Origin of the sequence: Terasakiella brassicae (genome assembly GCF_014641495.1) — a bacterium.
GTDB classification, from domain to species: domain Bacteria; phylum Pseudomonadota; class Alphaproteobacteria; order Rhodospirillales; family Terasakiellaceae; genus Terasakiella; species Terasakiella brassicae.
On sequence record NZ_BMHV01000003.1, the window covers coordinates 158,661 to 182,046 of the forward strand.

The 23,386-nt window shown below is 49.4% G+C and carries 5 protein-coding genes; all 5 read right to left on the reverse strand.

Going from position 1 to position 23,386, the window contains the following annotated elements; translation table 11 throughout:
• Genes IEW74_RS02980 through IEW74_RS03000 form a run of 5 tightly spaced genes read right to left on the reverse strand, consistent with a single transcriptional unit; the run spans position 1 to position 23,385 of the window.
• Positions 1-3,450 carry a non-ribosomal peptide synthetase gene (locus IEW74_RS02980; RefSeq protein WP_188661379.1) on the reverse strand — a complete coding sequence of 1,150 codons (3,450 nt, stop codon included), beginning with the start codon at positions 3,448-3,450 and terminating at the stop codon, positions 1-3.
• On the reverse strand, positions 3,447-15,203 hold the full coding sequence (locus tag IEW74_RS02985) for a non-ribosomal peptide synthetase/type I polyketide synthase (RefSeq protein ID WP_188661382.1): 11,757 nt from the start codon (positions 15,201-15,203) through the stop codon (positions 3,447-3,449). The genes IEW74_RS02980 and IEW74_RS02985 overlap by 4 nt, the downstream gene beginning before the upstream one ends.
• Before the next feature lie 9 nt (positions 15,204-15,212).
• The gene (locus tag IEW74_RS02990; RefSeq protein WP_188661385.1) at positions 15,213-18,518 is read right to left on the reverse strand and encodes a non-ribosomal peptide synthetase; all 3,306 of its coding nucleotides are present in this window, start codon (positions 18,516-18,518) and stop codon (positions 15,213-15,215) included.
• A gap of 15 nt (positions 18,519-18,533) precedes the next feature.
• Positions 18,534-20,240 carry a PhpK family radical SAM P-methyltransferase gene (locus IEW74_RS02995; RefSeq protein ID WP_188661388.1) on the reverse strand — a complete coding sequence of 569 codons (1,707 nt, stop codon included), beginning with the start codon at positions 20,238-20,240 and terminating at the stop codon, positions 18,534-18,536.
• A gap of 19 nt (positions 20,241-20,259) precedes the next feature.
• Positions 20,260-23,385, reverse strand: coding sequence for a non-ribosomal peptide synthetase (locus IEW74_RS03000; RefSeq protein WP_188661390.1), 3,126 nt, complete (start codon positions 23,383-23,385; stop codon positions 20,260-20,262).
• Position 23,386: the final 1 nt, after the last annotated feature.

The following is a 23,386-nucleotide window of genomic DNA, read 5'->3' on the forward strand; positions in this document are numbered from 1 at the left end:
TTATACCTTCTGTTCAGTTTGCATGGTACGGCCCCGGCGAACGCGTCCTTGACGGCGTTTGGTGGCGCGTTGTTCCAGTTGATCGGTGTTGATTTCGCGTTCAGTTTGATCTGTGTCGATAAAATCAGCGATGGCACGGATGGTGGGATATTGGAAAAGATCGACCACATTGATGTCGCGTTGGAATGCGGCACGCAGACGGTTACAGACCTTGACCAGCAAGAAGGAATAACCGCCGACATCAAAGAAATTGTCATCAATGCCAACCTGTTTCAGTCCGAGTTCCTCACACCAGATTTGATGAATGGCTTGTTCATCGGCGTTCAAGGTTTGTGTGGAAGGGGCCGTTTGAATTAGGCGTTGGTTTTTTTCCGGTTTGGGCAGGTTTTTGCGATCAATCTTGCCATTGGGCGTCAGGGGCAGTTGGTCCAGTTCAACAAAGATTAAAGGCACCATATAGGCGGGTAGACGGGCCTTTAAAAATTCGCGAATTTCATGGATGGGGGGCAGATTTCCAACCAGATAGGCACAGAGGCGTTGATCGCCCGGTTGATCTTCGCGCACAATCACGACGTTATGATCAAGCCCGTTCATTTTGGATAAGGTTTGTTCGATTTCACCCAGTTCAATGCGATAACCGCGCATTTTAACCTGTGTGTCCATCCGTGCGATATAGTCAAAATCGCCATTGGGTAGACGGCGCACCAGATCCCCTGTTTTATATAATCTGCCAAAGGGACTGTTGATAAAACGCTCGTGGCTGAGGTCTGGTCGTTTGAAATAACCAACTGCCAGACCTTGACCGCCCAAATGCAATTCCCCTACTGCACCGATCGGCACAGGGTTTAAATCACTGTCCAGTATCAAGGCCGTTGTGTTGGCAATGGGTTGACCAATGGCGACATTCCCGCTGGGACTAGAGGCCGAATGAACCTGTTTAATCAAGGACCAGACGGTGGCCTCAGTCGGGCCATAGAAATTCCAGAGATCAATATTCAGTTTCAGTAATTGTTCGCCTAGTTCCTGTGGCAGAGCTTCGCCGCCGCAGATGATGACGCGCAAGGTTTGGGCCGCGCCTTCTTTAAAATCAGGCAGGCTTAATAATTGACGCATGAAAGACGGGGTCTGGTTTAAAACAGTGACTTTTTCATCAAGAAGCAATTGATGAAAATTGTGAGCGTCCTGTGTCAGGGTATTGGAAACGATGACCAGTTTGCCACCGCTGTAAAGCGGGCTCCAAATCTCCCACACAGACAAATCAAAGGCGTAGGAATGAAAGACGGTCCAGACATCTTTGGCTGAGGCCTTTAATCGGGGATGTACACCGTGTAATAGATTGATGACACTGTGATGCTGAATTTGCACGCCCTTTGGTTTTCCCGTGGATCCGGATGTGTAGATGACATAGGCGAGATCACGAGATGAAACACTTATTGATATATTTTTTAAGCTTTCCTGCTTGATTAAGTTGTGTTCATGGTCAAGCAAATAACAGGGGGCGTTGAGGGTGATTTCCTCCAGTTTGATATCTTGGGCAACTTTACTTTCGCACAGCAACAGGGTTGCGTCTGAATCTTCCATCAAAAACTTTAGGCGTTCGCGCGGGTAAATCGGGTCAATCGGCACATATGCCGCCCCGGTTTTTAAAATCGCCAGAAGCGAGACGATTAAATCAAGGCCGCGATCCAGGCAAACGCCGACACGGTCTCCTTTGCAGACACCTCTGGCGCTCAACCAATAGGCCAGTTGATTGGCGCGTTCGTTTAATTCTTTGTAAGATAAAGAGTGTCCATCATAAACAAGGGCTGGTGTGTCGGGTGTGTTTTGGGCATGTTGGGCAATGACATCATGCAGGCAGAGATCGTCTGGATAAGGTTGACTTGTTGCGTTTGCGTCTGTCACCAGTTGTTTAAATTCCGTATCCGACAGGGTATGGATGTGACATAAGGGCGTATCGTGTTTGGCGCAAACTGACAATAAGACGGCTTCAAAATTTGCAGCCATTCGGGCAATGGTTTCCGGGGCGAACAGATCGGTATTATAGATATATTCGACTTTCAGACCGCTTCTTTCTTCCCAGACGTGGACTTCCAAATCTAAACGCACCGTTCCGCTTTCAAACGCGATGGGTTCCAGTGTCAGCCCGTCCAATGCGGCGGTTGTACTGCCGGAGGCATGCAAAGGCGCGTTTTGTAAAACAAAGACCACTTGGGCCAAGGGACTGCGGCTGAGGTCGCGTTCAATATTCAGGTTTTCAACAATTTTTTCAAATGGAACATCCTGATTTTCATAAGCCTTCAGGGTTTCGCGTTGAACCTGCTTTAACAAATCGGTAAATGTTTCCGTTGTGTTGATTTGAAGGCGCAAGGGCAGGGTATTGGCAAAAAAACCGATCAGGTCTTCGACTTCGGGGCGGTTGCGGTTTGCAATCGGACTGCCAATGATTAAATCGTTTTGTGCGCTGTAGCTTCTGATATGCAAGGCAAAGGCCGCCAGCAAGGGCATAAACAGGGTGCCGCCAGCCTCGCGGGCGATTTGATGCAGCGTTTTTTGCACATTGCCCGACAGATAGGTCGTATGGGTTTTACCGTGATAGGTTTGCAAGGCGGGACGTGCATAATCGGTGGGCAGGTCCAGAATGTGCGGGGCATCTTTCAGATGTGTTGTCCAATAGTCAAGTTGTTGGCGGTAATCTGTCCCTTCCATCCAGCTTTTCTGCCATTGTGAAAAATCGCCATATTGGATATCCAGTTCCGGCAAGTCGGCGGATTTATTATTGGAAAACGCTTTGTAAAGGACAGAAAGTTCCCGTCCGATGATCCCGATAGACCAACCGTCTGAAACGATGTGGTGCATGCTCAGTAACAAGATATGTTCCTCACCACTGACCTTTAAGAGTTGTCCCCGAATTAACGGTGCGGTTTGTAGGTCAAAGGGGTTTAGACATTCAGTTTCAATGGTTTGCTGAATATGAGCCTCGCGCGTGTCTATATCCATTGCGCTTAGATCGGATTTTTCCAGAACAAGGGATAGATCAGCATGAATTTTTTGAACGGGGTTTGCGTCTTTCAAGGGGAAACTGGTGCGTAAAATTTCATGGCGACGCACGATTTCGTTTAAGCTGCGTTCCAATGCGTTTATGTTAAGCGCCCCCTTTAGACGCAGGGCAGCGGGCATGTTATAGGCGGGACTGTCTTTTTCCAGTTGATCGACAAACCACAGACGTTGTTGGGCAAAAGACAGGGGCAGGTCTTGATCCCGTGGTGTTGTGGTGATCGTTTGATGGTTCAGAAAATGCGCAAGCAATTCTTCTTTGCGTTGGGAAAGTTGGGCACTGAGTTCCTGTGTCATTACGCCTTTGGGGGCGTTGATGCGCAGTTTGTCATTTTCGCAGGAAAGGCGGATATCTTGATTTTCCAGCTCTTTCAACCAGTTTATCAGGTTTGTCACAGTACAAATTCCTCTCTTTCCTCTTGCATGGCTTCTTGCCGGGCGGCGAGTTCCCGTATGGTGGGGTTTTCAAACAGGGTGGTAATGTTCATTTCCCCGCCAAAGGTCTGGCGCAGGCGGGTAATCATTTGCGTGCCCAGCAGGGAATGCCCACCCAGTTCAAAGAAATTGTCGTCAATTCCGATATCACGCAGACCCAGTAAATTTTGCCAAATCACCACAATCTTTTGTTCGATTTGCGTAGCCGCCCCGATGTAATCCGTTTCCAGATCGGGACGTTCATAAAGGGTGTCGGGTGTTTCGTTTTCATCCTTGTTTATCGACCAGAACGGGGTGACCCATTTTTCAATGCGGGTCGGCAGATCGGTCACAGAAATAATGGATTGATCGGGCCAAGCGGTGGATTGCATCAGGTGATCAAAGGCAGCAAGGCCTTCTGTTTCCAAAATCGTGTTTTCATCGCGTGCTTTCAGGTTTAGGACCGGATCGTCATCGCCTTTCCAGCCATCCCAGCAAATGCTCAACCACGGTGTGTGATTGTCGCGGTTTTTAAGCTGGCAAAAGCTGTCCATAAAAGCATTGACCACTGCATAAGGACCAAAGCGCAATCCACCAAGGACGGAAGACAGGGACGAAAATAAACAGACGAAATCCAGTTTATGATCTTTGAGGACTTGTTCCAGAACAAGGGTGCCCCGGACTTTGGGTTCTAAATGTTGACGATAGATATCCGGTGTGAGTTCTTCCAACGGATAATCCTGATCGGTGATACCTGCGGTATGGATTACACCGTCCAGGGTGCCAAAATGTTCCACCGTCTGGGCAATTGCCGTTTGCATCTCATCAAGGTTGGCAACATTGGCGGGGATGGCCAGAACTTCTGCCCCCAACTTTTTCAGTTCAGTGACTTTTTCCAACTTATCCTGTGTCATCTTGCGGGTGACAAGGGCGAGCTTGGCCTTGAAATTGAGCGCCAAATGTTTGGCGAAGATAAACCCAAGATGCCCCAAGCCCCCGGTAATTAGAAGGGTGGCGCCTTCTTTTAAAGGCTTGTTCCCTGTTGGTGGGGCGGGTTCAAATGTTTGCACCCAACGATAACGCCCGCGATAGGAAACAAGCGGGTCGGATGTACAGGTTAAAATTTCTGCCCTTAATTGATCAACCATGCGCGGCGTGATGTTTTGGGTGGTGGCGAAGTCGACGCATTGGCACAGAATACCGGGAAATTCCTGTGCGATAACTTTCAACAGGGCACTCGCGCTGTAGATGGTCGGGTTTAAGGCTTCTTCACCGTTGATGTCTTGGGTCTGGTTCAAGATGGTTTTTAAAACGGTGGTTTCTGCATTGTAATGCCGTCCGATGTTTTGGGCGATATGCAACAGGCTGATAAATCCGTGATCCAGATCGGTTTCAAGGTTGTCTTGCCATTGGGCAGCCGGGCATTGAAAAGACCAGAAATGCAGGATGCCTTTTGGTGTCAGGTTGTTGCGTTCCAGTTGGTCGAACAATTGATTATAATCTGTGACTTCAACCGGATTCAGGGTGAAACCTGTGTCGATATTTCCACTGAAGGCATCTCCCTTATGAACGGTGATACCTTTCAGGCCCAGTTGGTCGGCAAATCCCAGATCATCGGCAAAGATCAGCCACGGTCCAAACGTATCGTCCAGATTAGGGCCTTTTATGGGTGCGCGCTGCCATGTAGAGACATTGAACCAGTCGTCCAGATTACGAAGCTTGCCTTGCGGGCGTTTCTTATGGGATTTGGTTTGGTTGGGGGCAATCCAGTAACGTTTACGTTCAAACGGGTAAGTGGGCAGCGCGATACGGCGAGCTTGTTTTTTGTGCCAGAATGCCGTCCAGTCGATGTTGACACCATTGGTCCAAAGCCGTGCGAGGCTATGCAGGAGATAATCATGCCCATCCTGTTTGCCATAAACCCCTTGATGACATGCCAAGATGAGATGATCGGCTTGTTTGGCGTTATGTTGCTGGGCAAAGGTCGCAAGCGTATTGCCGGGGCCAAGTTCCAGCAAGATCGCCTTGTTGTTCTCCAACAAAACGCCAAGACCGTCGCTGAATTGAACGGATTGTCGTAAATGTTGATACCAGTAAACCGGATTACAGGCCTGATCATCGCTTATCCACGTCCCGCTAAGATTAGAAAGAAACGGGCGTGTCGGGGCGTTTAGTTTAATCTGGTTAAAGGCCATTAGAAAATCATGTTCCAACGCTTCCATCGATGCGGAATGAAACGCGTGGGAGGTATAAAGGCGACGATAAGAAATTCCGTCTTTTTCAAGTTTTTGTTCCAGATCATCAATGGCGTCAAACGGACCGGATAAAACACTGAGGTTCGAACTGTTGCTTGCTGCCAAATCCAGACCATTGGTGAGATATCCTTGGGCCTGGTCGGGCGGAACATGCAGGGCGCACATGGCACCTGATGGCATGGATTGCATCAATTTGGCACGTGTGGCGACCAGAAGGCAGGCATCTTGCAGGCTGAACACACCGGACAGGCAAGCCGCCCCATATTCCCCGATGCTGTGCCCGATCAGATAATCGGGATGAATACCCCAACTTTCCAGCAACTTGGCACTGGCATATTCAAAGGCAAACAGCAATGGCTGGGTATAAACAGTCTGATTGATCCGTTCCTTATCCCCCCATATGGCATGCAGGTCTGTCTTGAGATGTGTGTTGAAATAGCCAAGCGTTTCATCAAAGGTGTCTTTAAAAACAGGTTCTTGGGGATAAAGGTCTTTGCCCATATCTGCAAATTGTGCCCCTTGACCGGAAAACATAAATGTCAGGGGGCGTTGTTCGCTTTCCGCCTTGCCTGTTATCGTTTTGACGATTTCTTGGCTGTCATGGACAAGTACGCAACGATGGGCAAAGGTTTTGCGTCCCACATTTAATGTGTAGGCGACATTGGTGATGTTTATATCTGCGTGGGTGTTGAGATAATTTTCCAAATCTTTTTGTTGCGCTGCCAATGCCTGTTTCGTTTGGGCGGACAGGGTCAGAAGATGCGTTGTTTTTTCTATTTGTTGAGGGGTGGAAATATGCGGCGCTTCTTCCACAATGACATGGGCGTTTGTACCGCCAATGCCCAAGGAACTGATCCCGGCGCGGCGTGGTTGTCCATTGTTGTCCCAATTCTGCGCTTTGGTCGGGATAAAGAACGGCGATTGGGTTAAATCCATTGCCGGGTTCAGGGTGTTAAAATGTAATTGTGGAGGGATGGTTTTATGTTTCATGGCCATCACCGCGCAAATCAAGCTGGCCACCCCGGCGGCTGTATCGGTATGGCCGATATTGGCCTTGACGGACCCGATGGCACAGGTCGATGGTTTCCCGGGTCCAAAGGCAGTGCTGAGGGCGGCAATTTCAATGGGGTCCCCCATCGGGGTGCCGGTGCCGTGGGCGCAGATATAACCAATGGATTGTGGATCAATACCTGCATTGTCATAGGCTTTTTTGATGACGCCAACCTGACCGTCCACAGATGGGGCGGTATATCCGGCCTTTAGGGCCCCATCATTGTTAATGGCGGACCCTTTGATAAGGCCATGGATGATATCATTATCATTTATGGCCTTATCCAGCGGTTTTAACAGGACAATGCCCATGCCACTTCCCGGGATGGTGCCTTTGGCGGTTTCATCAAAGGGACGGCAATGACCATCGGGGGACAGGATCATACCATCCTGATAAAGATAGCCCGCCTGATGCAGCACATTGGCCGATATGCTGCCTGCCAATGCCATATCACATTCCCCGGATTGCAGGCTTTGACATGCCATATGAACGGCAACCAAGGATGTTGAACACGCCGTTTGTACCGACACACAAGGCCCTTGCAGGTTCAGCTTATAGCCCGCAGACGTGGCAATATAATCTTTATCGTTGCTGATCTCGACCTGATAGAGTTGGGCGGTGCCGTCTTCGTCCAATGTGGGTTCGACGTGATGGCTTAAATAAGTCGTTGCGCCTTGTCCGGCAAAACATCCGATGACCGGGCGATTGGTTTGATCGTTCGCATATCCGGCTTGTTCCAGTGTTTCCCAAGCGCCTTCTAAGAACAGGCGTTGTTGCGGGTCCATCACTTCGGCTTCGCGTGCGTTAAACCCGAAAAACGGGGCATCAAATTGATCGAGACCGTCCAGAACAGCACAGCCGGGGACATAGTCGGGATGATGAATTTGTTCCCCATCGGCCCCGCGTTTTAAAAGGGTGTCTGTATCAAAAAATGTGACGGATTCTACCTTGTTGCGCAGGTTGTCCCAATATTCGTCCACCGTGCGGGCACCGGGGAAACGACACGTCATGGCGATAATGGCAATATCCTGATTTTGCGGTTTGTCCTGTTTTACAACGCGTTGAGCCGTTTGTTCAGTGACCTCTTTCGGGTTTAAAAATTGGGCAAGTGAAGCAATGGTGGGATATTGAAACATGGTCACAAGCGGGAAGTCGCGCGCAAACCTGTCTTGAACACGACGATGCAGGCGCGCCATTAACAGGGAATGCCCGCCCAATTCAAAGAAATTGTCATGCACGCCAATGGCGTCATGCCCCAACAGGTCTTTCCATAGGGCGATGAGTTTTTGTTGCGTGGCGGTTTGTCCTGCCTGATTGACAGGGGTAGATGGTTTGACCTGCGGAGCGGCTAAGGATTTTTTATCGACCTTGCCGTTGGGCAGTTGCGGAAAGCTGTCCACAAAAACAAAGGCTGCGGGCACCATGTGGGGCGGCAGGCTTTCCCCAAGGAAAGTGCGCAGATGGGTTATATCGGGTTGTGTGTTTTCACATCTCAAATAAGCCGCAAGGTTTTTGCCGGTTTGCGGATCCTCAAACGTGATGACAAGGGCTTGGCGAATAGCCGGGTGGGCCATAAGACGGGCTTCGATCTCACCCAGTTCAATGCGATAACCGCGAATTTTGACCTGATCATCAAAACGTCCCAGATATTCCAGATTACCGCACGCCAACCAGCGTCCCGTATCCCCGGTGCGATAAAGCACTTGATGATGTTTGTCTGTGCTGTGTGGGTTTGCGACAAAAGCTTGGGTGGTTTTTTGTGGATTTTGCCAATATCCTTCGCCAACCCCGATACCGGACACGCAAATTTCGCCGGGTAATCCGATGGGAACCGGGTTTAAGGCATCGTCCAACACATACATGCGCATATTGCCGATGGGGGACCCAATGGGCACATTGTGGGTTGTTTCTGGTAGTTTTTCACGTAAGACATATTGGCAGACATCGTCTGCGGCCTCACTTGGGCCATAGGCATTGATCAAAGGCACATGGGGCAACACATCCAGCCAGCGATTAACCAACGCGACCGAGGCCGCCTCCCCCGTCACCATTCCCCATTCCAGCTTGTTTGTTGACGCTGTATCTGTTTCTTCAATCAAGGCGATGAGTTCATCCAGCACAACGGGCACCAGTTCAATGACCGTGACGTTTTCATCACAAATCAGTTGATAAAGGGCTTTTGGCGTACAAACGGTGTGGAAATCGGCGACCACACACGTTCCGCCAATTAACACAGGGCCGAGGAATTGCCAGATGGAAATATCGGATGAGGACGGCGCACTTTGTAAAAAGACACTGTCTTCGTGAAAGGACATGGCCTCAAATTCAGCAAAGATATGATTAAGCGCCCCGTTATGACGCACAATCGCACCTTTGGGTTGCCCGGTTGACCCGGATGTATAGATCATATAGGCGCGATCGGTTGGCGTGTTGACAAGATCAATATCGTCTGCGCTTTGGCCTTCTAAAACAGTACTGTCCAGTCGTAGGGCCTGTACACCGTTTGCCAGCATACCTTCAAATTCTTGGCGGGTGATCACAGTAGCGGCCTGTGCATTTTCCAGCATGTAGGAAATGCGCTCTTGCGGGTATTCCGGGTCAATCGACACATAAGCCGCCCCCGCCTTCATAATGCCAAGGATAGCGGCCAGAAAATCTGCGCTGCGATGATCAAGGATTGCAACGAAATCATTTGGTTGGATACCGGATTGACGCAACCAATGGGCGATGCGGTTTGCCTGTTCATTCAGTTGTTGGTACGTCCAGCGTTGTGTGCCGGATACCACGGCGATTTTTTCCGGTGTGCGCGCGACTTGCTGCATAAAATGATGCGCAACCGTACTGTCGGTGGGATAGACCGCATCGGTTTGATTAAATTCGATCAGGACTTGGTGACGCTCTGTCCCATCCATCATATCCATGTGGGATAAGGGGGCCGATAGATCGTTCAGGGCGCAGCGGGCAAGGTTTTTAAAATGTTTGCCCATACGTTCCATTGTGGTGGCATCGAACAGATCGGTGCTGTATTTCAAAGAACAATGGAATTGCCCATTGCTTTCGATAATTTCAAAGGAAATATCAAATTGACCTTCCTGTTGGTTGATCTCATGCGGCAGAACATCCAACGTCCCCCAATGTAAGGGCTGATCGCCGCCTTCGATTAATTTGGCAACTAGATCTTTGGCCTTTTGCGGTTGCTGGAAGGTGAAATCAGTCTGGAAAATCGGTGTAACCCCAGCCTCCCGACTAGGATGCAGTTTTTCCACCAAACGGGCAAAAGGATAATCTTGATGGGTCAGGGCGGATAGCACGATGGTCTTTGTCTGTTGGAGAAAATCCGCCCATGACAGATCGTGAGACAGGTTTTGGCGCATGACGACTGGATTGACGAAATGCCCAACGACCCCGTCATAATCTGATTTATTGCGCCCGGTTGTCGGGCAACCGATCAGGATATCATCCTGTTGGCTATAACGATGTAATAACAGGGAATAAAGCGATAACAAGGTCACATAGTCGCTCACCCCGGATTGTTGGGATAGATGTTTAAGCCCGTGTGTTATGTCTTTATCCAGCACGAAGGTATGGGTTGCCCCGTTATAGGATTGTACAGATGGTCGCGGTCGGTCTGTCGGCAGGGTCAAAACGGGTAAGGGGCCGCTAAGCGTATCCTGCCAGAAATTCCAGTCTTGCGTGGCCCGCTCACTGTTCAGGTATGCGGTCTGCGCCTGCGCGTAATCCTGATAACAAATGGGCAAGTCGGGCAGGACATTGCCGTTATTGAGTTGCGCAAATTCATCCAGTAACACCCAAAGGGACCAGCCATCACAGACGATATGATGGGTGACCAGTAATAATACAGTGTCGTGATCTGTTGTACGGATCAGATGGGTCCGAAAGAGAGGGCCGGTTTTCAGGTCGAACGGTTGGCGGTAGGCACGATCAAGGGCCGTTTGCAGGTCGTCAACATTTTGCACATCTATTTCAAAGGGAATATCGGCTTGTACATGTTGAAGAATTTCATCACCCGATACAGATAGGCATGTGTTCAAAGTGGGATGGCGCGCAACAATGGTTTGCCAATTCTGCGTCATTTTCTCAAAGTCGATGTCCCCCTTCAGGTCCAAGGCAAAGGCCACGTTATAGGCAGGTGTTTCACCATCCATTTCATGGATCAGCCATAAGGATTGCTGACCGGGGGTCAGGGGAAAGGCCTTTTGCTGTTTCTGTTTGGCAGGTCCAGACGTGGTGTCTATATGTTGATTGTTTGTGAGTTGTTGGGCAAGTTCCGTAATATTCATCCCGCCCATCAAATCGACGATTTGCAGGGTTGCGTTTGTGCGCCCTTCCACCACATTTTTGATTTCCAACGCCATTAGGGAGTCCATACCCAGCAGGCTGAGCGGTTCATCCTGTGGGAAATTTGTGGCCTCCAGCTTGAAAATTGGGGCTAGGGTGGTGCATAGGAAATCTGAAATTTTTTGAACGTCCAGATCCGCCAGATTAAGTTTGGAAGTTTCTTTTGAGGCAATGAGTTCCTGACAGATGGGCATGGTGCCAAGGGCCGCACGACGTTCCCCGAAAGGAAGAATGGCGAGGTAGTCTTGTGAGCTGCCTAAAAGACGGTCCATTAAAGCAATAGCGTCCTGCGAACCAACAGGATGAAGCAATTGTGTCGCCGGATCAAAATGGTCTGCGGCCATGCCCGCTTCTTTCCACGGCCCCCAGGCAAGGCTTAGTCCTTTTTTACCGTGTCTGCGACGATATGCCATGAAGGCATCCATTGTGGCATTTGCACTTGCATATGCCCCCAACTCAGGTGAATTCAGTACAGCAGAAGCCGAGGACAAAGCGATAAAGAAATCAAGATCATCCTCGTTCAACACCTGATCCAAGGTCTGAAGGCCTTGGATTTTCGGGCTGAATTGTCGGGCGAAGGCTTCAAAATCCAATTGACAAGCCGGGGCACGTGTCGCGACACCGGCAGCGTGAATGACCCCTTTGATCGGTTGTGGGGCCTGATTTTGATACCAGTCTCCAAAAGCTTCCGTGTTTGAAATATCAAGGGCAACAGGGATGATATTGATATCTGTTTTTTCAAATTCCCCTAGGTCGGAAGGCACATTGCGGCCCATCAGGATGATGTTCTTCGCCCCTTTACGAGCCAGCATTTTGGCGCATTCGCGGCCAATGACCCCAAAACCGCCCGTAATTAGATAGCTTGCATCTTCATCCAAATCGATGGTTGTGGGGGATATGTCCGCAGGTGTTAATCTGGGAACCTCAACCCCGTTTTCTGTCAGGCGGAACTGATCTTCCTTATGGATTGTATCAATCAGATGACACAGGGTTTGAGGAACCGTATGTGCGCCCAGATCAATCAATCCCCCCCAATGGTGGCTTTCTTCGACGGCCAAGGTTCGCCCCAGTCCCCAGAAAGCAGCTTGATGGGGGGCTTCTGTCCATGCGTTTTGGGTCATCAGCCATAAATCGACCGTGTGGCCTTTAATGTCCTTCACGGTAGAAATGATTTGTGCACTGAGTGGCGCGATACGGTCTGCATCTGCATGCAACAGTGAAAAATCAAGGAGATGAACGGGTAAGCCCTCTCCATCCAGACGGGGGAGGAGTTGATCACGTGTTATTTTTTCAGCTCGTTCCCCGGTTTCTAATAAATGAACCAAATAAGGGTCGGCCTGATTTCTTTCGTCATCCAGCAGAAGCCACAGGGCATCCGGTTTGTGAGAAGCCTTTGACAGATCAAAGTCGCGCCATGTGATGTGATAGAGGTCGTCCTCTAATCGGTGCAGAGATTGTTTGTTGTCAACAAAGGTGAAGGTGCAGTCTTCCACAGAAACAAGCAGTTCTTTCATATCGTTGAAAATATGCAAGGAACCACTGAGGTGACGGTCATTTTGGGTGGTCAGGGTTGCGTGGCTCCAAAACCGTTTACCGATAAACGGGCGATGGAAAACAACGCCTTTAATGGATTGCGCAACAAAACGCCCTTGTTGGTCAAACTGTTCGGCAAAATCAGCCAGCAGATGTCCACAAGCATCCAGTATGGCAGGATGGGCAAAATAACCGTCAGTTTGCAGGTTGGGATGTTGGATTTGGGCAAGCAAGGTGTGATCGTGGCGTTGGTAATTTGCAATGCCTTGAAAAGCCCCTTGCCAATCGTTTCCGCGTGCTTGCCATGTTTGATAAAAAGACGAACCGGAACAAGTCGGCCCTTCTATTAAATCAGGAAAGGTGATGTTGATATTATCTGTGGTCGCAACGATCACTCCTTCGGCATGTTCTGTCCACGAGCTGGAACCAACCTGCGCCGTGATGATGAAACGATAGCCACGTTCATGGGGGCTAAATTCAGTTTTAAGGGTGTAAGCCTTCTTTTCGTCCAGCAATAAGGGACGTTTTAAATCCATCCGTTCAATCGAGGCACGTGTGTCAGGCATAAGGTGCTGAAAGGCGGCATGTGCCATTTCAAGATAGGCAACGCCGGGAAAGACGCTTTGATCCCCGATTTTATGATCCAGCAACCAGTTATATGCGGGGAACAAGTTGGGGTTTATCCAGACAAGTGTGTCATCGTCGCGCTGGCCTAAAATATGCGTGTTTTTTTTCGTTTCCAGCTTGTATCTGCTACGTTGAAAAGGATATGGGGGTAAAGCGACCAAGGTGTAATCGCGTTCTTGATAGAGGCTGTCCCAATCAATATTGACACCGTCCAAATATGCTTGGGTCAGGTCGGTGAAATCCGGTGTTTGCAGTGGTCCTGTTTTCAGTTTGACCTTAACAGGCGTATCTTTTGCAGATTTTAGCGTTTCAATAGCTTCTTTTAAGGTCGAAACAGGGCAAGCAAAACGATATTCAAAATGATCACGCGCGATATTGCTGCTGTAACAAATGTTTTTTAGGGCCGTTTCAGGTTGGTTTTGCAAAAAAACGATGTAATGTTCAATCTGTTGAGCAAATGCCGCTTTTGTTTTGGCGGATATCGCCAGCGTATGCGGTGCGTCAAACGGTGCTTTTTTCGCTATATGTTCAGTTTTTTGGGCTTCACCCAAAATAATATGGGCGTTTGTGCCACTAAATCCGAAGGAACTGATTGCACCAATGCGTTTGTTTTCGTTTGCGGGCCAGTTTTGTGATTGTGTCGGTACGTTTAAGGCCAGCTTGTCCCAGTCAATATGCGGGTTTGGGGTGGTGAAAGAGGTATGGCCGGGGATTATACCGTGATGCAGGGACAGGGCGGTTTTGATCAATCCGGCAATGCCAGCGGCCCCTTCCAGATGGCCGATATTGGCTTTGACGGAGGCAACGATCAACGGGTTGTCCTGATTGCGCGTGCGGGCATAAACACGATTTAACCCTTCGATCTCAATCGGATCACCAAGGGGTGTGCCTGTTCCGTGGGCTTCCACATAAGAAATATCTGTGGGGTCCAGTGTAGCATTGTTCAGGGCCGCTTCCATCACGGCGATTTGTGCGCTGCTGTTGGGTACGGTCAGGGCGCTGGATTGTCCGTCATGGTTTACGGCGCTACCTTGCACCACGGCGATGATCTTATCGTTATCGCGTTGGGCATCACTCAGACGTTTGAGCAGGATAAACCCGCAACCTTCGCCCCGGCCATAACCATCCGCATCGGCATCAAACGTTTTACAGGTACCGTCCGGGGACAACATATTGGCAGCACATTCTGCGACTGCCATATAAGGGGATGTCATAACATTGACGCCGCCCGCCAAGGCCAAATCACATTCCCCGCGTCGAATGGCATTACAGGCCAAATGGACAGCAACCAGTGAGGATGAACAGGCGGTGTCCAATGTCAGGCTGGGGCCATTTAGATCAAAGAAATGCGAAATACGCCCGGCAGCGGCACTTAAGGCAAGGCCGGTTGCGCTGTGAACATCAACATCGTCGGGGGTGTTTGTAGTTTGCAGGAAATCGTAACTCATCGTACCGACAAAAACGCCGGTACGGCTTTGTCTGATTTTGCGGGCGGGCAGGCCTGCATTTTCTAAAGTTTGCCAGGCGGTTTCCAGTAAAAGACGTTGTTGCGGGTCCATCAGTTGGGCTTCGCGGGGGCTGATGGCGAAAAAGGGCGCGTCAAACCCGAAGATGTCACCGTCTAGAAAACTGGCTCTTTTACAATATGTTTTGCCTTTTTGTGTCGAGTCTGGATCGAAAAAGACAGAATTGTCCCAGCGTTCTGCGGGAATGTCACGCGCTGTGTTTTTCCCGTTACAAAGGATTTCCCAAAATTTTTGCGGATTGTCCGCCCCGCCGGGGAAATGGCACCCCATCGCGACAATCGCGATCGGTTCGTTCTGGTCACGTTTGGCTTGTTCCAGCTCATGACGCAGTTCCCCGATGGTTTTCATGGCGTTTGCCATTAATTCTTTGTAACGATTTTCCATGGTTTATGCTTAATCCAGATAGTCGCTGAGATGGGAAACAAGGGCGGAAACGAAAGGCGGTTCCATCATGGTGTTATGATTGCCCGGTGTGATGTGCACTTTGATGTCGCCTGTGGCAAAACTCTGCCAGCCCAGTGTCGGGTCATCGGGGCAGTATTTTTCCTGCATGGATTGTTCGCCTTCTGCCCGGATCAGGTGAATGGAACCGTTGAAAGAGGGTGACAAGGTCGCGTGGGCAAGGGCGCAATTGGTTTTATAAACCTCAAAAAAACGCGCAACATCGTCATAGGTATAATCGGCGGGAATGATGTCGGCTTTGATCAGTGTGTCGCGCAGATAATCAATTAATTTATTTTCTGAGAATTGACGTAATTGGTCACTCGTGGTGTCGCGTAATTCATCGCTAAGCAAGGCTTTGACCAAGGCCGCGTTATCCATGTTTTTTAACTCATTGGGTAAGGCTGGCGGGGCGTAGGCATCGATCAGGAAAAGGTTGGAAACTTCGGCGCCTTCCTTTTGCAGAATGCAGGCCATTTCATAGGCAATGACCGCCCCGCCGGACCAGCCCAGTAATTGATAGGGGCCTTCGCCTTGATGCTGTTTCAATGCATCGACGTAGGTTTGTGTGCATTCTTTTAAGTCTTTAAAGGGGGACTGATGGGGCGATAAACCACGGGCCTGAAATCCATGAACAGGGATGTCTTGTGCCAATTCACGTGCAAAAGGCAGGTAACAGAGAACGCGCCCACCCGCCGGATGGACACAATAAATCGGATTTTTTTGGGAATTGGGGGCGGGGCGTACCGGGATCAGTGGGGACCATTTTTCTTTTAGGTCTTTATTTTGACGCAGCCGTTGCGCGAAATCGGCGACACTTGTGTGTTGGAAAATAAGATCCAAATCCAGTTTTTGATTGAACGCGCGTTCAATGCGGCTCAATAAACGTACGGCTAACAGCGAATGTCCGCCGCTCGCAAAAAAATCATCATGGATGCCGAGGTCTGAATTGTTGAGAACCTCTTGCCAGATTTGTAACAGCGCCAGTTCAATATTGTCGCGTGCCATATGACGTTCCGGTAAATGGCTGGGGGCACGTTGCAGGTCCACAAGGGCCTTGCGATTGATTTTACCGTTGGGCAGTTTGGGGAAATCGTCCAAAATGCTGATATGGGCCGGACACATATATTCCGGGAGCTTATTCAGAATAAAACGACGCAAATCATCCGTTTCAAGGGATGAGGCAAGGACAAAGGCGAGGATTTGTAATCCGGCCTTGTCATCGTCATGGGAGATAACGATGGCATTTTCGACCTGTTGATGACGGCAGAGAACATGGGCGATTTCATCCAGTTCAATACGAAATCCGCGCAGTTTTATCTGATGATCCATGCGACCGAGAAATTCAACTTCGCCATGAGTTTGCCAACGCGCCAGATCTCCGGTGCGATAAATCCGGTTTGAAAAAACAGGGGAGAAGGGATTGGTCAGAAATTTTTCCTGTGTCAGATCATCCCTGTTTAAATAGCCACGGGCCAGTCCGGCACTTTCGATATAAAGTTCACCTGCGACACCAACAGGGACAGGACGCATGTGTTCATCCAGAATGTGAACTTTTGTATTTTCGATGGGTTTACCGATTAAGGGCTTTCCTGTACCCGCGTAATGGGAAAAAGTGGCACAAACCGTACTTTCCGTTGGGCCATAGCCATTCAAAAACGTGCGCCCCACAGACCATTTTTGCGCAATGTCATCCGGGCAGCTTTCCCCGGCAACGATCAGGCAGCCGAGATCGGGCAGGTCTGTTTGCGGCAAAACCCCCAACAAGGACGGTGGGACGGTCAGGTGCGTTATTTTCTGTGTTTGCAACAGATTTAATAAAGGATCAACCGGCGACATATCGGCGCGTGTTGCCACATGAAGGGCGGCGCCGTGACATAGGGTGACGAAAATTTCAGAAATGGATGCATCGAAACTCAGCGATGCAAATTGCAACACCCGGCTGTTAGGTGTCATGTCAAACAGGCGGCCTTGGGCGTGGATGAAGTTACAGAGCCCGCGATGTTCCAGCAATGCCCCTTTGGGGTTTCCGGTTGAACCCGATGTGTAGATGACATAGGCAAGATTGTCAGCTGTGCTTGTATTGGGGGCAGCAGGTTTCGTCATCGGGCTGCACAAGGCATCCATAGATAAAATAGGTAGATCGGGATTGATCATTCGCTCCGAGATGACATTATCCCCGATGACAAGGGTGCAGGCGCTGTCTTTGATCATGTAGGACAGGCGATCATCGGGATAATTGGGATCAAGCGGCAGAAACGCGGCCCCGCTGCGTAAAATGCCCAAAAAGGCAAGGATGGACTGAAAAGGGTTTTCAAGACAGACACCGACCAGTTGTTCCGGTCCCACGGCGTTTTCTTGTAGATGGGCGGCAATAGTATCGACCTGTTGCATCATTTCTTCATAAGAAATTGAGGTCTTGCGATAGACCAAAGCAGGGTTTTGCGGGTAGGTCTGTGCCATGTTGGTCAAGAGTTCCATGACATTGATATCATCGGGGAAATCATGCGCGGTATTGTTCCAAACCTCGGTTTGTGCCCAGATGTTTTCTTGCGTGTCTAATGCAAGGGTATCGATTGATTGCATCGGGTCGGACAAGGCTTGTGTCAGGATATGTTGATAATATCGCGCTAACAGTTGCACAGTTTCAGGACGATAAAGGGTATTGTCGTAAAAAAACGTAGCGATTAATGTCGCATTTTCCCCTTCTTCGACCTTCAAGGACAAGGCGCTTTGGTCAGGGTGCGTGAAAGACGAATGGATTTCATCATAGGCAAAGGACACATCAAATAAACGGTCTGTTTCAAGACTTAAATCTTCGACCAGTTTGGACTGGGGGTAGTTTTGATGCGCATAGCAATTGAGAAGTTTTTCGCGTAACTTCAAAAGGAAATCACGAAAGCTTTCTGTCTCGTCGATTTGGTGGCGAATGGCCAGCATGTTGTCATTCGTCGGTGTCGCTGGTTTGCGGGTCGGGGTACCAATGGTGATGGTTGGCAAATGATTATATTTATGCAGGCAGATCATCAGGGCGGAAAGTAAAACGGTGCCGCACAAAAAGGGTCCTTGTGCGATTTTTTTAATCTGTTGTGTCAGGCCTTGATCCAGTGTGAAGGTGATATGCGCTGGGCTGGAACCATTTTGGGCAAAGACAGGACTGTCCGCCTTTGGGGCGCAGAAAATGGGGCCTTCAGCCAACAAGTCCATCCAGAACTGTTTTTCGTCCAAGGTCTTTCGATCGAAAATCATGGTGTTCATGGTGTCTTTCCCCTCCTAAAAAGCAAAGGCTTCAAGTTGATCGTCATTGTGTAACGCGGTGTCGGTTTGCGGTGTGCGGGGATCATAAAGCGGGGGATGGTTGTTCATGCCCCTTAAATGATCAAAGCCATCGCGCCGCCCCCAATAGGACAGGTTTTTTAAAATCTGTTCGGATGGTTCTTGTTGATGCGGGATCAAGAGTTTTTCGCGAATACCATCGTTAAAGGCACGCAGGAAGCCTTTAATCTGTTCACGAGAAAACCCGTTTCGTTGCAGGTAGAACAGGCTCCACATTTCAAACCCCTGTTGCGGGAGCCAAATGGAATTTTGGACTTCCAGAAACATCTGTTCGACAAAGGCCGTGGCCTGCTGGCAATTCATGGTGTTGTGCGACCAATTGAACGCAAAGTTTTCGATACCCAGTTCCTCTTTTTGTTTCCAAACAGGGGTGATGGGGTCGCAGAACCACAATTGGGCGCGGTAAAAATCGCTTTTACTTTCTTCCAGAAACGACATGCTTTCAGCAACCGTGTCCGGGGTCTCGCCGGGGAAACCGATGATGAGGTTGCAATGGGTCAATATGTCACGTTCGCGAAACATTTTAATCGCGCTCAGGTAATCTTTGCGCCGCGATTTCTTGTTCATTTTTTCAAGAATGGTGTCACTGCCGGACTCAACGCCCAGAAAGACCCCTTCGCATCCGGCGCGCTGCATCAAGTCAATGGTGGCTTCGTCGCCATGATCGGATCGGTAAAAGGAATTCCATTTAAATCCGTACCCTTTGTCGATCATCAATTGCATGATGTCTCGAAATCGTTTTTTAGGCACGTTGAAGGTATCGTCCAAAAAGGTCAGGGTGTTGACGGTTCCTAAGTCCTTGATGCTGTCTAGCGTACGTTCCACATGGGCGAGATCAAGATAGGTATATTTGCCCGCCCGATCAGGAAAACCACAAAAGGCACAGGAAAACGGGCAGGATTTTGCGGTGCGAAGGGAAAGGAATTGACCGAATTTTTCTTTCGCAAACAGGCTGTAATCCACCGGGTTTTCTTCCAGTGAATTACGCTCAACCGATATTGTGTTGTGAACAAATGTGTCTTTCTGGCGGTAGGCGATATTATCAATGTCAGCCAAATCTTTTTGGGTCTTTAACGCATCCAACAAATCACAGAGGGCTTTTTCCCCTTCGGAAGAAATGACGTAATAATCACCACCTAAATAGGAAAACAACTCGCTTAAACCATCCGTGTCCAACATGGCGGCCTGACTAGAAATAAACGGTCCGCCGATGACGATTTCTACATCTGTGTTATGGGCGCGGATAAACTGGACAATTTCAATAATCGGCTGGGGGACGACATAAAGCGTTGTGGTAATGGCGACCGTGCGAATACCGCCTTTTTCCAGTTTATCGCGTAAAGCGTCTTTTTCTTGCTGGAACAGGTTGATGTAATCAAAAGTAAACCCGTTCTTTGCCAGATAACTGCCCAGACACAAGACAACAGGCCAGACGAAATCACTGTTGTGATAGGTTCTGGGTTCCCATCCATTCACATGGTTCAAGATATCCATTGCATGATGGGGGTGTCCTTGCATATTCAGGAAGGCAAGATTGATATCGCGATAACCGCCCGATGTCGGGTCGTTGCCACGGATCATATCCACCGTTTTTTCAAAATCGAAATCGTTGAAGCCGATGATTAAGCAATCTGTATGCATCATAAATCCAAACCGTTTTGTCCTATTGGGCCGCGTGGCGGCGTTTTGATCGGGTGATGGTTGGGCGGATGGGGGCAGATGTTTCTTGTTGTTGAAGGTCATCAATCACATGCGCAAGGCGGGCAATGGTCGGGTTGTCGAACAGGCTGTGAAAGGGCAGCTCAAGGGCCATTTTATTGCGAATGCGCGACATAATGCGTGTTGCGCTTAGGGAATGTCCGCCAATATTGAAGAAATTGTCATCCATTCCGATCTGTTGGCTTTCCAGAACATCCTGCCAAATTTCCTGAAGGGTGCATTCTGTCTCGGTCGCCGGGGCGCGGTAAGCTTGCGTGATTATGTGCGCCTGATTTTGTTGCGCCAATGCTTTGCGGTCGACTTTTCCGCGCTCACTCAGCGGCAGCTTGTCCAACGGGGTAAGGCGTTGCGGCACCATGTAGGATGGAACCAGACGGGCAAGGGCGGATTTGAGATCGGTTTCACTTGTTTTGGCTGCGGATAGGTAAAAACCGACAAGCTGGTCGTGATCATCAAGAATGACGATTGCCCGGTCAATGTCGGGATGGTTTTCCAGTTTGTTTTCAATTTCGCCCAGTTCCACACGGTAGCCGCGCACCTGAACCTGATCATCATTGCGCCCGATAAAATGCAAGTCGCCTTGTTCATCCCAATAGGCAAGATCCCCGGTTTTATAAAGGCGTGCACCGGGCTGAAACGGATGGGGGATGAATTTTTCACGGGTTAAGTCGTCTTGTTTCCAATATCCCCGGGCAAGGCCAATGCCGCCCAGATAAATTTCGCCTTCAATGCCGATGGGCACCGGGCGTAAGTCTTGATCCAGCAGATAGACCTGAACATTATCAATGGGCTGTCCGATGGTGATTTGGGTATCAGGGTGGACCCGTGTTGAGGTCGCCACCACACTGCATTCTGTGGGGCCGTAATTGTTATAGATTTCCAGATCGCCAGCCCTGATATCCTTTAAGACATCCCCACCGGTCAAAATTTTGATTTTAGGGGATAGCTTGCCGTCATGCGTTTTGCTGACGTCTTCGCATATGGCAGGCGGCAGGAAGGTATGGCTGATGTCATTTTCCTGTAAAAAGGTAATTAATTTTTCCACATCCAGTCGCACAGGGTCGGGGACCGGGTATAGACAGAGACCATTGAGCAAATTGGGCACCATTTCCCAAAGTGATGCATCAAAGGCAGGGGAGGCATAAAGCGTTGCCCGACTGCCGGTTGCCAATTGAAAGGCCTGTTCATGCCAGTTGACGAGATTAAGCAATCCGGCTTCTTCGACCATGGCGCCTTTGGGTTGCCCGGTGGAACCGGACGTGTAGGTCATATAGGCAAGGCCGTTGGTTTGCACAGGCGTAAAGTGCGTGATATCGCCCTCCCATTTTTGATCCAGATTGCAAACAGGTGTTGCGGTTGTGATCTTTTCAAGGTTTTGGGTGTTGGATAAAACGCATAGGGCCTCGCTGTCTTTCAGGATATAGTCCATGCGCGCCTGCGGTGTCTCGGGATCCAAGGGGACATAGACACCGCCTGCCTTGAGAATACTTAAGAAGCTGCAAACCAGTGAAGCGGAACGTTCTAAAAGAACGCCCACATGCGGATTACCCGTTACGGCGAAATTTTTTTGCAAATGATGGGCCAGTGCATCGCTGCGTTGATCCAGTTCACGGTAGGTCAAACGGGTTGGACCATCAACGATGGCCGGGGCGTTGGGTGCGCGTTCCACCTGTTGTTTAAAACGTTCAATAACAGATAGGCGAGATGGGGCCGTTTGGGGGTGATGATTAAAACCTTTTAAAATCAATTCGCGTTCTTGTGGTCCTAAAATATCAATGTCGCGGATTGTTTTTTCAGGTGTGGCTAGAATTTGATGTAAAACCTGTTCAAAATGCCCGGCCATGCGTTGCATTTGTGCAGGGCTAAATCGGTTTGTGTTATAGGAAAATTCAGCACTCAGGCAGGTTCCGGGATTGAAGGCGAGGGTGAAATCATAATGGGTATGTTCGTGACGGATGAGACGCTCAACCGTCAGGCCATAGGCATCCTTTTCCATGTTTTCCTGAAAACCTTCATCGATATGAAAGTTTTCAAAAGCAAAAAGATGATCCGGTTTTTGCGTATCATTCAGGATATCATTGAGGGCGAGATATTGATGTGGGTCAACACAAAGGGCCTCGTCCTGCAATTGGGACAGCAGGTCACAAAAACGCATATCCTCGGCTATCTGGACCCGTACCGGAATGGTGTTGATAAACAGTCCCACCATATCTTTAATGTTGGGCACGTCATGGGGGCGCACGGTGACGACACTGGCAAACAGGATGTCGTTCCTCCCCTTGTAACGGGCCAGCATTACCCCCCAAATGGCCCGGCATAAAATCGCAGGTGTGACACGTAATTTTTGTGTGAGGGTCTGTAGGGCACCCGTGGTTTCTTCACTTAATTGCAACAGATGTTTTGCAGGGCAGTAGCCAGCTTTATTACGTTGAAAAGGCAGATGTGTTGCAGAGGTCCCTTTTAGATATTTCGCCCAGAAATCGAGTGAAGATTGCGTGTCACGGTGATGCAGCCAATTAAAATAGGGTTTGGAAGAAACCGGTGGTGTCAGGTCCGGGCGTTCACCACGCACGTTGGCGCTGTATATTTCCATTAGTTCCTGCAATAAAATTGCGCTGCTCCATCCGTCCAGCAGGATATGATGATGGGTCCTTATGATCTCGTGACGCTGTGTGTCCAGTTTTACGATACACAGACGGGCGAGTTGTCCGGCATGGGGTGTAAAGGGCTTTTCACGGTTTTCTTGACGCAGTTGATCTAGGGTTGCGTCTTGTTCCGGTCTATTCAGGTTGCTGAGATCAATAAAACGGGTGTCAGCGCGAACCTTCTTGAGAACAATTTGGCAGGGTTGTTTGGTTTTTTCATATTCAAAGGCAGTGCGCAAAATATCGTGACGGTCCACAAGGTCCTGCCAGCTTTTTAAAAACAGATCAGGGGCAAACGAACCTGTGACAAGATAGGAAAACTGTTCAACATAGGTGCTTTGGTCATCCCCGAATAAGGCATGAAACAGCATGCCTTCCTGCAATGGGGTTAGGGGATAGATATCTTGGAGATCTTCTTTCTTCATG

Bases quoted from the DNA above. Each gene is read 5' to 3' on its own strand.
- IEW74_RS02985 (WP_188661382.1), bottom strand. From the start codon at position 15,203: ATGGAAAATCGTTACAAAGAATTAATGGCAAACGCCATGAAAACCATC.
- IEW74_RS02990 (WP_188661385.1), bottom strand. From the start codon at position 18,518: ATGAACACCATGATTTTCGATCGAAAGACCTTGGACGAAAAACAGTTC.
- IEW74_RS02995 (WP_188661388.1), bottom strand. From the start codon at position 20,240: ATGATGCATACAGATTGCTTAATCATCGGCTTCAACGATTTCGATTTT.
- IEW74_RS03000 (WP_188661390.1), bottom strand. From the start codon at position 23,385: ATGAAGAAAGAAGATCTCCAAGATATCTATCCCCTAACCCCATTGCAG.